General features: G+C 76.9%; 10 protein-coding genes. 3 read left to right on the top strand and 7 right to left on the bottom strand.

Going from position 1 to position 10,050, the window contains the following annotated elements; all coding sequences use genetic code 11:
• Positions 1-13: 13 nt before the first annotated feature.
• The 5 genes from ACFVVL_RS11650 to ACFVVL_RS11630 all read right to left on the bottom strand — a co-directional run bounded on the left by ACFVVL_RS11650 (position 14) and on the right by ACFVVL_RS11630 (position 4,779).
• The gene (locus tag ACFVVL_RS11650; protein ID WP_387673542.1) at positions 14-562 is read right to left on the bottom strand and encodes a hypothetical protein; all 549 of its coding nucleotides are present in this window, start codon (positions 560-562) and stop codon (positions 14-16) included.
• Entirely contained in the window at positions 559-1,947 is a 1,389-nt protein-coding gene (locus ACFVVL_RS11645; RefSeq protein ID WP_387673539.1) for a DUF58 domain-containing protein, read from the bottom strand. Before ACFVVL_RS11645 ends, ACFVVL_RS11650 begins: the two co-directional genes overlap by 4 nt.
• Positions 1,944-3,023, bottom strand: a complete 1,080-nt coding sequence (locus tag ACFVVL_RS11640) for an AAA family ATPase (protein WP_387673536.1) — start codon at positions 3,021-3,023, stop codon at positions 1,944-1,946. The genes ACFVVL_RS11645 and ACFVVL_RS11640 overlap by 4 nt, the downstream gene beginning before the upstream one ends.
• A gap of 236 nt (positions 3,024-3,259) precedes the next feature.
• Positions 3,260-3,799, bottom strand: coding sequence for a hypothetical protein (locus ACFVVL_RS11635; protein ID WP_380295345.1), 540 nt, complete (start codon positions 3,797-3,799; stop codon positions 3,260-3,262).
• Complete coding sequence (locus tag ACFVVL_RS11630; protein WP_387673533.1) at positions 3,796-4,779, bottom strand: DUF4129 domain-containing protein; 984 nt, start codon at positions 4,777-4,779, stop codon at positions 3,796-3,798. Before ACFVVL_RS11630 ends, ACFVVL_RS11635 begins: the two co-directional genes overlap by 4 nt.
• Before the next feature lie 208 nt (positions 4,780-4,987).
• Between ACFVVL_RS11630 and ACFVVL_RS11625 the strand changes: the two genes are divergently transcribed.
• Entirely contained in the window at positions 4,988-6,085 is a 1,098-nt protein-coding gene (locus tag ACFVVL_RS11625; protein WP_387673531.1) for a DNA alkylation repair protein, read from the top strand.
• On the opposite strand, the gene ACFVVL_RS11620 is transcribed toward ACFVVL_RS11625, so the two are convergent.
• On the bottom strand, positions 6,069-6,689 hold the full coding sequence (locus ACFVVL_RS11620) for a hypothetical protein (protein WP_387673528.1): 621 nt from the start codon (positions 6,687-6,689) through the stop codon (positions 6,069-6,071). The two genes, ACFVVL_RS11625 and ACFVVL_RS11620, sit on opposite strands and share 17 nt — an antisense overlap.
• Before the next feature lie 278 nt (positions 6,690-6,967).
• Between ACFVVL_RS11620 and ACFVVL_RS11615 the strand changes: the two genes are divergently transcribed.
• Together ACFVVL_RS11615 and ACFVVL_RS11610 are read left to right on the top strand one after the other, a co-directional pair.
• Positions 6,968-7,702, top strand: coding sequence for a class I SAM-dependent methyltransferase (locus ACFVVL_RS11615; protein ID WP_387673525.1), 735 nt, complete (start codon positions 6,968-6,970; stop codon positions 7,700-7,702).
• Between the two features lie 105 nt (positions 7,703-7,807).
• The gene (locus ACFVVL_RS11610; protein ID WP_387673522.1) at positions 7,808-8,824 is read left to right on the top strand and encodes a hypothetical protein; all 1,017 of its coding nucleotides are present in this window, start codon (positions 7,808-7,810) and stop codon (positions 8,822-8,824) included.
• 105 nt (positions 8,825-8,929) lie between these two features.
• Here ACFVVL_RS11610 and ACFVVL_RS11605 read toward each other — a convergent pair whose 3' ends face one another.
• Positions 8,930-10,021 carry an RCC1 domain-containing protein gene (locus ACFVVL_RS11605; RefSeq protein WP_387673519.1) on the bottom strand — a complete coding sequence of 364 codons (1,092 nt, stop codon included), beginning with the start codon at positions 10,019-10,021 and terminating at the stop codon, positions 8,930-8,932.
• Positions 10,022-10,050: the final 29 nt, after the last annotated feature.

Below are 10,050 nucleotides of genomic sequence, written 5' to 3'. Positions count from 1 at the left end.
AATACTCCCACGACTACTTCCAGCGCCGTTGTCTAATCGTTCGACAAGTGGTCCGGTCGTGGGAGCGCAGGGCGAGGCCGAGGCCGGTGGCGGCCGCCAGGATGCCGAGCAGGGCCACCGGGCGGGACCACTCGCCCGCTCCGGTGTCGGTGAGCGCCACCGGGAGGACGAGGACCGAGGCCGCCAGGGCGGCGAGGGCGTGGGTGCGGTGCGGGCGGCGGCGGCCGGGGCCGAAGGCGTCGACGAGCAGGAGGTAGGCGGTCAGCAGCACCGCCACGGCGGCGCCCCGCCAGAGGCCGGGCTCGCCGATCGCGGCGAGCAGGACGCAGCCGGTCGCCAGCACGGTGGTGCGGCGGGTGGCCAGCCGGGCGAGCCCGGTGGTGGGGCGGCGTTCCGGCTCGGGCGGCGGCGGGGCGGCCCAGGTGGCCACGGCGAGCAGCGCCACCAGTCCGATCGGCCCGACCAGGGCGGCCGCGCCGTCGTCGGCGCCGACCCCGGCCGAAGCCAGCAGCAGGGCGTCGGCGACGACGCACAGGAGGACCCTCTCCCACCGGTTCGTCATCGGGAGCCCCCCGCGATCCGGCGGCGCAGCAACGGCGCGAGGGCGAGGTCCAGGGCCTCGCCGGGGACGTAGCGGGCGACCGGCACGCCGCGCCCGCGCAGGGCGGCACGCATCGCCTCGCGCTCGGCGCGCCAGAGCCGCAGGGCGATCGCACCCACCTCGTCGTCCGGCTCGACCGCGGGCTCGCCGGCCGGGATCTCCACCACGACCAGCGGGTTGCCGTGGTCGCCGATGCGGCCGAGCACCTCCAGGATCCGCTGGTCGGTGAGCGGGGTGAACACGTAGACCAGGGCGTGGCCCGGCAGGGCGGGCAGCGGCAGCCGGGGCAGTGCGGGCCCGCGGTGGACGCGGTCCTGGCGCACCTCCAGCACGCTCTCGACCATCCGGTAGAGCTGGCGGTCGCCGGTGGCGGCGGTGAGCCAGCGCAGCCGGCCGCCGACCGTGACCAGGCCGACCCGGTCGTGGCGGCGCAGGTAGGCGCGGGTCAGTCCGGCGGCCGCGCGCAGGCTCTCGTCCAGGCTGGACAGCCCGGTGACCGGGTCGTGGATGTCGTCGAGGGTGTCCAGCAGGACGACGGCGTCGGAGGCCCGCTCGGCGGCGAACTGGTTGATCTGGATGCTGCCCCGGCGGGTGGTGGAGGGCCAGTGGATGCGCCGCTGGCGTTCGCCGTGGACGTGCGGGCGCACGCCGGTCACCTCGACGCCCGCGCCGTCGTGGCGGGTCGTGTGCTCGCCGATCCGCTCGGGCAGCCGGACCGGGATCGGGGTGAGCCGGGCCGTCGCGGGCACCGGGAAGACGTCCGCGGTGCCGAGGTCGGTGCGCAGGGTGCGGCGGGCGAGGGAGCCGACGTCGTGGACGTCGATGTCCACGGTGCCCAGGCTCCACCGGCCCCAGCTGTCGGCGCGCAGGCCGAGGTCGACACCGGTGGGGCGTACGGTCAGCGCCTCCAGCACGACGCCGGGGCCCAGCGCGATGGTGGGATCGAGCGGGCCGGTCCGCCCGTCGTGCCGGACCGCGATCCGGACGGTGATGCGTTCGCCCTCGAAGCAGCGGCGCGGCTCCACGCCGAGGGTGGTGGCGAGTTCGGCGGGGCGGCTGCCGCCCGGGGCGGCCAGGGCGAGCAGGACGGCGGGGGCGGCGGCCAGGGCGAGCAGCCATGCGTGCCCGGTGACCAGGGCGGCCGCGGTGGCGACCGTGGCGACGGTGAGCAGCCGCAGGGTCCGCTCGGCGGGGCGCCAGTGCGGCGAGGGCGGGGTGGCGGGCAGGCCTTCCGCGGAGGCCCGGGCGCTGCGGGCGACGATGCGGGCGGTCACCGGATCGGCAGCGGTCACCGGCTCGACGGCCGGCTCGGTCAACGGCTCGGTCATCGGCTCGGCCGCGCTCACCGCGCGCCGTCCCCATCGCTCCCGGCGGACGTCCCGGCGCCCGTCCCGGCGACGCGCGGCAGGGTCTGCGGCGCCGGGACGGTGGCCACCACCCGGGCCACCACCTCGTCCGCGTCGATCTGGCGCACCCACAACTCCGGCTTGAGGGTGATGCGGTGGGCCAGGGCCGGGACGGCGAGCTCCTTGACGTCCTCCGGCGTCAGGTAGTCGCGGCCCTCCAGCATCGCGCGGGCCCGGGCCAGTTGCACCAGCGCGAGGCCGCCCCGGGGCGAGGCGCCGACCTGGATCTGCGGATCGTTGCGGGTGGCGTCGACGAGCGCGATCACGTAGTCGACGAGGTCGTCGTCGACCTCGACCCGCTCGACCGCGGCCCGCACGGCGAGCAGTTCGGCGGGGCTGCTGACGGTGTCGAGCACCGCCTCCGGCGCGGACCGGTCGAGCCGGGCCCGGAGCATCGCGGCCTCCAGGCCGGTGGACAGGTACCCCATCCGCACCCGGAGCAGGAACCGGTCCAGCTGCGCTTCGGGGAGGGAGTAGGTCCCCTCGTACTCGATCGGGTTGGCGGTGGCGATCACCGCGAAGGGCCGCGGCAGGCGGCGGGTGGCACCGTCGACCGAGACCTGCCCCTCGGCCATCGCCTCCAGCAGCGCGGCCTGGGTCTTCGGCGGGGTGCGGTTGATCTCGTCGGCCAGCAGCAGCTGGGTGAACAGCGGGCCGGGCCGGAAGACCATCTCGCCGCTGTGCTGGTCGTAGAACGGTGCGCCGGTGACGTCGGAGGGCAGCAGGTCCGGCGTGAACTGGATGCGGCGGAAGTCCAGGCCGAGGGTGGTCGCGAACGAGCGGGCCAGGAGCGTCTTGCCGAGGCCGGGAAGGTCCTCGATCAGGACGTGGCCGCCGGCGACGATGCCCAGCATCACCAGCCGCAGCGCTTCGGGCTTGCCGACCACGGCGCGTTCGATCTCCTTCAGCACCGCGCGGGCACGGTCCCCGGCCTGCTGCGGCGTCAGCGCGCCGGGCCCGTCCAGGGCCGCGTGATCGGCGCTCGGGTCGGCGGGGGCCTGCGGGACGGCGGTCATGGTTCTCCTGACGGGACGGTCGGGCCGGGCGGCTGCGGCCTGTTGATCGGACTGGTCGGGCGGACAGAGCTGGTCGGGCCGGTCGGGCTGGTCGGGCTGACAGGGCTGACAGAGCGGGCAGGACTGCCAGGACTGCCAGGACGACGCGGAGCCGGTCGGCTTCGGACGACAGGGCCGGCGCGATCGGCCGGATCCGGCGGGTCGGCGGGATCGGCGCGTCCGGTCCGGCCGGGCCGCTACAGGGACTCCAGCCGGTCGACGAGCGCCAGCAGGACGTCCTGCGGGAGGGCCGGCGCCGGGGGCTCGCCGGCCGGGTCGATCCAGGGCCACAGCCGCGGCCCGATCAGCTCCGCGGCCCGGTCCCGGTCGGCGGTCAGCGAGACCTGGTGGGCCTCCGACAGCCGTGCGGCGAACAGCCGTTGGAGCCGGCCGCGCAGCGGCTGGGCGTCGCCGTCCGGGACCAGCCCCTGGCGCACGGTCCAGCGCCAGTCGGCGAGGCCGGGCTCGTGCGCGTCCAGCAGTCTCGGCCGACGGCGCAGACCCACGTCCAGGATCCCGCCGCCGGCGACGTAGCGGCCGGTGAGGAGCGCGGCGACGGCGATCAGGACCGCTCCGGCGCCGACCGCCGGCAGGCCGCCGACCAGACCGAGCACCACCTCGGCGAGCACGGCGGTGACGGCCAGTTCGCCGAGGCTGTGCCGGACGGAGCCGGGCCGGATCCGTCCCGGCCCGTCCTCGGGCGCCCCGGTGGTGCGACGGGCGGTCTCGGCGTTCATCGGTGGCTCCGGGGCGGCGCGGCGTGACGGTCGGCGGCGGGCTGCTCGCCGCTCACCGCGGCCAGGCGGGCGGCGATGGTGTCCAGGGCGGCGCGGGCCCGGCGGACGTGGCCGTCGTCCATCGGGTGGGAGGAGAACCGGGCCTCCCGGAACAGTTCGGTGAGCGCGTACGCGGGGGCGCGGTCGACGCGGTCGTCCGCCACGGCCCGCTCCAGCAGCTCCGCCGGACTGTCGCCGATCCGCCGTTCGAGTCCGGACGCCGCCAACGAGCCCTCCATCGCGGCGTAGCAGGCGATTACGGCGGCCCGGGCGTCGGCGCCGTGCAGGGACCGCAGCCCGGTGGCGACGGCCGCCGCGAGGACGTCCTCCTCGGAAGCGACCCCGTCGACGGCGGGCAGCGGCCGAGGCCGCCGCCGGGTGCGGTACAGGCCCCGCAGCAGCCGGACCAGCGACACCACCAGGAGGACCGCGAGGACCGCCGCCAGCCCGTACAGCAGCAGGGCCAGCAGGGGCGTGCCGTCGGCCGGCCCGTCGTTCTCCTCCGGAGGGGGCGAGCGGGTGATCTCCGGCAGCGGCACCTCCACCACCTCGCGCTCCTCCCGCTCGGGCCGGGTGCGGCTGTGCAGGACGAACATCAGCACCGGGACCAGCACGGCGGCGCCGCCCAGCAGCACGACGGCCGCCTCGCGCAGCCGCTCGGCCCGCGGCGTCGGACCGACCAGGGGGCGGACCTCCTCGCGGAAGCGCGCGGCGAACCGTCCGACGATCCCCGCCCAGCCGAGGGCGATCAGCCCCACGTAGCCGAGGCCGGCGACCGGCGGGTCGCCCGGCGTCCCCAGCAGGCCGCCGTCCGGGCGCAGGGCCGCGGCGGCGAGCAGCAGGCCACCGCCGATCAGCAGCAGCGGTACCGTCCGGCCGGTGGCGGCTCCCCCGCCGGCCCGGCGGCGCCGGGCCCCGTCCGGCGACACGTTCTCGGTCATGCAACCCCCGGGTCCCCGCGCGCGCGTTCGACGAACGCGCGTCGAAGCGTCGCACACCCACGGTCCCGCTGTCATCCCTCTTCCGGACGGCGCGGAGCGCGCCCGGCACGGCGAGGTGCCGGACGGGCGGTGAGCGCGTAGCGTCCGTAGCCACCGCGCCATTTCGCCACCGCGCCACCGTGCCACCGAGATCCAAGGAGACCGCCGCGTGCCCTCGGCCGCCGAGATGCTCAACCCGGACACCGTCGCCGCGCTCGCCCGCTGCCTGGCCCGCGCCGGCCACGGCCACGGCCTCGGCCTCGGCACAGACGCCCTCCACCGGTGCGGCGCGGCCCTGGACGGGCTGGGCTTCGGCGAACGCGTCGCCGCCGTCCGCGACGCCGTGCTCGCCGACCTCCCGCCCGGCTACCCCGCCTTCGAGCGGGTCCTGTACGAGGCCCTGCGCGACGAGGAGTTCACCGGCTGGATGACCTTCCCCGTCGGCGAGGCGGCGGCCGTGCGCGGACTGGACGCCTTCGAGCCGGCGCTCGCCCTGCTCGCCGCGCTCACCCCCCGGCTGACCTGCGAGAGCGCCGTCCGCCCGTTCCTGCGCGCCGACCAGGGGCGCGCGCTCGCCGTCATGACGCGGTGGACGCGGGACCCGGACCCGCACGTCCGCCGGCTCGCCAGTGAGGGCACCCGGCCCCGGCTGCCGTGGGCGGCGCAGCTCCCGGCGCTGATCGCCGACCCGGCGCCCGCCGTGCCGCTGCTCGACGCGCTGTACCGGGACACCTCGGAGTACGTCCGCCGCTCGGTCGCCAACCACCTCAACGACATCAGCCGCGACCACCCCGCCACCGCCGTCGGGACCGCCGCCCGCTGGCTCGCCGACCCGGCGCCGACCACCCTCGCGCTGGTCCGGCACGGCCTGCGCACCCTCGTCAAGGCCGGCCACCCCGAGGCGCTCGCCCTGCTCGGCCACCGCCCGGACGCCCCGGTCACCGTCGAGGGCCCGCACGTGCGCACCGCCGGGATCACGCTCGGCGAGGAGCTGGTCTTCGAGTACGCGGTGACCAACACCCATGACGAGAGCACCAGTGTGGTCATCGACTACGTCGTGCACCACGTGAAGGCCAACGGCGGCCGCACGCCCAAGGTCTTCAAGCTCACCACCCGTTCCCTCGCCCCCGGCGAGACCTGGCGGGCCACCCGCCGGCACCCCGTGAAGCCGATCAGCACCCGGCGCTACCACCCGGGCGTGCACCTGCTGGAGCTCCAGGTCAACGGCCGCCGCCACGGCGAGGGTTCGTTCACCCTGAGTCTCTGACGGCCAGCGCCGCGAGGACCGCGTCCGCCGACTCGCCGACGGTGCGGCCGCTCGCGGCGTCCAGCCGGTCCAGCCCGAGCCGGTCCAGTTCGGCCGACATCAGCTCCTGGTAGCGCACGCTGCGGGCCAGGAACGCGTCCACCAGGCGCCGTCCGTCCTCGTCCGCCTCCGCGTACCGCCCGCCGCGCCGGATCCGCTCGCGGAGCACCGCCTCCCCGGCGGTCAGCCACAGCGCGGCGGTGGCGGGGCCGACCAGCGGGGCCACCGCGGCGGGCCACAGGGCCGAGCCCTCCAGCACCAGGCCGGGCCCGTCGGCGTCCGCCGCCCGCCGGGCGACCAGGTCCTCGATCCGGGGCCGCAGCCGCGCGTAGTGGTCGAGCACCGAGGCGATCAACTCCTCGACCGACAGCGTGCGGTAGTGCTCGGCGACGTGCGGCGGCACCTCCCGGCCTGGACTCGGCCACGGGCGGCCCGGGTGCCGCGCCAGTTTGTCCGTCGACCGGTACTCGAAGCCGAGCCGCTCCGCCACCACCCGGCCCACGGTCGACTTCCCGGTGTGGGACGTCCCCCCGATCAGCACCACCCGCAGCACACCGTCCGTCATACCGCCGACGCTACCCGCCCCGGCGCAGAGCGAGACCGAACCTTGATCTGCGCGGCCCGTTCCGGCACCCCGGCCGCACCGCCCGGCGAGCCCTTCCCGGCCCCCCGCCGGGGTGCCCGCGACCGGCGGACCCCACCCGCGGGGGAGGCGCCCGACCCCGGCCGGCCGCACCCGCCACCGCCCGCACAAGCCCTTTCCCGGCGCCTGTCCGGGGGGTGATCGGCGGCCCGCGAACACCTAGGCTCGACGGTACCGATCCCCCCTCCGAAGGGCCGCCCTTGAACCGCTCCGTGCGCTCCACCGACGACGTCCTCGCCCTGCTCGACGGGCTGTTCGCCCCCGAGGCGGACCGCTGGACCGACCGGGCCGCCGACTGGTGGGACGACTTCTACGCCGACCGCGGATCCGGGCGGCCGTTCTTCGTCGCGGACCCCGACGAGAACCTCGTCGCCCACCTCGACCGCGGCCTGCTCGCCCCCGGCGCACGGGTGCTGGACCTCGGCTGCGGGGCCGGGCGCAACGCCGTCCACCTCGCCGGGCGCGGGTTCGAGGTGGACGCCGTCGACCTCTCCTCGACCGCCCTCGCCTGGGCGGGCGAGCGCGCCCGGGCGGCCGGCGTCGCCCCGCGGTTCCACCACGGCAACATCTTCACCGTCGAACTCCCGCTCCCCCAGTACGACTTGGTGTACGACTCCGGCTGCCTGCACCACCTCCCCCCACACCGCCGGATCAGCTACCTCGCGCTGCTGCAGAGGGTCCTGGCGCCCGGCGGGCACCTCGGCCTGACCTGCTTCGCGGCCGGCGCGATGGGCTCGGAGCTGCCCGACGCGGAGCTGTACCGCACCGGCCGGCTGGACGGCGGCCTCGCCTTCACCCCGGACGAACTCCGCTGGATCCTCGGCGACTTCACCGAGGTGGAGATCCGGCCGATGGTGCCGCAGGAGCCCGGGTCCGGGCTGTTCGGGCTGCCCGTGCTGCTCACCGCGCTGTTCCGCAGGCCGCCCGCCGGGTGAGGCTTGCGCGGGCGCGCGCCCGGGGTAGAAGTAGGGCGGGGGGCGGGCCGCCCGGTGCCGGGCGGCCCGCCTGTGGAGCAGGGGAACGAGAGGGGACGGGACGCGATGTCCGCCGAGGAAACAGCGTGGGACGCCGCCGTCGGGCGCGGACTGGGCTTCCTGCACGGGGCGTTGGGGCCCGAAGGCCTGCCGTCCGCCAGGCCCGGCGTCGACCCGGAGCTGCGCGCACCGCTCAGCGGCGCCGACGCCCGCCGGCGCCTGCTGGTCACGCACGGGGTGGACCTCGGGTTCGACCCCGACCACGAGGGGTTCTCCGCGATGTGGGGCCTCGCGCTGCTGCGGCCCGGCAGCGAACGGCCCGAGGAACGCGAGCTGGTGGCCGCGCTGGCCGAGCAGGCCGGCCGCCACCGCGAGCCGGGACGGCACCGGTTCCGCATGTTCCCGCCCGGCGTGCCGTTCGCCGCCGACACCGACAGCACCGCGGTCGCGATCTCCGGGCTGGTCCGGCACGGGCTGCTCGCACCGGACCAGCAGGCCGAGTTCGCACGGGAATTGCTGGATACCCGGATCGGTCCGGACGACGGTCCGATACCGGCCTACTGGGAGGACACCGACCGGACGGCCTCGCGCGGCCGGCGCTACGACGCCGTCACCGCCGCCAACATCCTCTTCGCGCTCCATCTGCCCGGCGCCGCAAGCCGGTTGCCGCACCCGGCGGCCGAGGCGACGCTCCGCCACGTCCAGCAGCACCTGGCCGGACCCCGCACCGGCACCCGGTACTACGCCTCCCCCGAGGCCTTCCTGCACGCCGCCGCCCGGGCCGCCACCCTGGTGCCCGCGCTCGCCGCACCCGCGCGCCGGGCGGTCGAGCACGTCACCACCCAGTTCGCCGACACCCCGCTCGAACTGGCCCTGCTCGTCCTGGCCGGCGAGTACACGGGCGCCACCGCGGACCTGCCCGGGCTGCGCCGGCGGCTCGTCGACGCGCAGCTCCCGGACGGCTCCTGGCCGGCCGGCGGCTACTTCCGCACCGGGAGCGTGCCGCTGTACTTCGGCTCGCCGCACCTCACCACGCTGTTCGCCGTCCGCGCCCTGCGCCCGGAGACCCCGCCGGGGCGCTGACCCCCGCAGGCCCCGGCCGGCGGGCGGGGTCCGGGCCGACGGCGAGGCCCCGGCCGGCGGGCCAGGTGGTCAGGACAGCCGGGCCTCCGACGGGCCGGGCCCCGGTCAGTGAGCGAGGCTGAAGTCGCCGCCGACCGGGGCGGCGATCCGGTCGGCCCGGGCCAGGTCGGTGCGGGTGGTCACCGGGGTGCTGCTGCCGGTCGTGCCGCCGTCGCCGAGCTGGCCGGAGCCGTTGCCGCCGCAGGAGCGGACCGCGCCGTCGGCCAGCAGGACGACGGTGTGCTCGCGCCCGCCCGCCGCGCGCCGCACACCGGTCAGGCCCGGGACCTCCACGGGGGTGGTCCGGAAGGTGGTGGTGCCGTCGCCGAGCTGGCCCGAGGTGTTCTGCCCCCAGGACCTGAGGCGGCGGTCGCCGCCGGTGACGGCCAGGCTGTGGTGGCAGCCGGCCGCGATCCAGGAGACCCCGCCGGACCAGCCGCCCCGGGTGTGGACCGGGGTGTAGCGGTTGATGGTGGTGTTGTCGCCGAGCTGGCCGGCGGCGTTGAAGCCCCAGGCCCTGACGGCGTGCCCGCCGATCACGGCGAGGCTGTGGTTGGCGCCGGCCGCGATCCGGGTGACCCCGTCCAGGCCGGAGACCTGGACGGGGACGGTGCGGGCGGTCGAAGTGCCGTCGCCGAGCTGGCCGTTGACGTTGTGACCCCAGGCCCACACGGTGCCGTCCGCGCGCAGCGCCAGGCTGTGGTGGAGGCCGGCGGCGATCGCGATCACCTCGTCGAGGCGCCTGACCCGCACCGGGACGCAGCTGTCGGCGTGGGAGCCGTTGCCGAGTTGCCCGTGGGCGTTCCGGCCCCAGGCGACCACGGTGCCGTCCTCGCACAGGGCCAGGCTGTGCTCACCGCCGGCGGCGACCCGGGTGGCGTCGCCGAGGTTGACGACCAGGTCGGGCACGCCACGGGCGGAGACCGTGCCGTCGCCCAGCTGGCCCGAGCCGTTGGCGCCCCAGGACTGCACGGTGCCGTCGGCCAGCAGCGCCAGCCCGTGCCCCGTGGCCGCGCCGGTCCCGCCCGCGGCGATCCCGAGCAGGGCGCCGGCCGGCCCGAGCACGCTGGTGGCCCTGGTCTGCTGGGCCGCCCAGGAGCCGTCGCCGAGCTGACCGGCCCGGTTGTTGCCCCAGGCCTTGAGCCGTTTGTCCGCCACGTCTTCTCCCGGCGTGTGCATGGGCGGCC

Origin of the sequence: Kitasatospora sp. NPDC058115 (genome assembly GCF_042884635.1) — a bacterium.
Lineage (GTDB): Bacteria > Actinomycetota > Actinomycetes > Streptomycetales > Streptomycetaceae > Kitasatospora.
Note: the sequence above shows the minus strand (reverse complement) of the source record. Positions and strands in the feature narration are given on the sequence as shown.

What these genes read in the sequence shown, in the direction of transcription:
- ACFVVL_RS11650 (WP_387673542.1), bottom strand. Translation starts at nt 562, where the DNA reads ATGACGAACCGGTGGGAGAGGGTCCTCCTGTGCGTCGTCGCCGACGCC.
- ACFVVL_RS11640 (WP_387673536.1), bottom strand. Translation starts at nt 3,023, where the DNA reads ATGACCGCCGTCCCGCAGGCCCCCGCCGACCCGAGCGCCGATCACGCG.
- ACFVVL_RS11635 (WP_380295345.1), bottom strand. Translation starts at nt 3,799, where the DNA reads ATGAACGCCGAGACCGCCCGTCGCACCACCGGGGCGCCCGAGGACGGG.
- ACFVVL_RS11630 (WP_387673533.1), bottom strand. Translation starts at nt 4,779, where the DNA reads ATGACCGAGAACGTGTCGCCGGACGGGGCCCGGCGCCGCCGGGCCGGC.
- ACFVVL_RS11620 (WP_387673528.1), bottom strand. Translation starts at nt 6,689, where the DNA reads ATGACGGACGGTGTGCTGCGGGTGGTGCTGATCGGGGGGACGTCCCAC.
- ACFVVL_RS11610 (WP_387673522.1), top strand. Translation starts at nt 7,808, where the DNA reads ATGTCCGCCGAGGAAACAGCGTGGGACGCCGCCGTCGGGCGCGGACTG.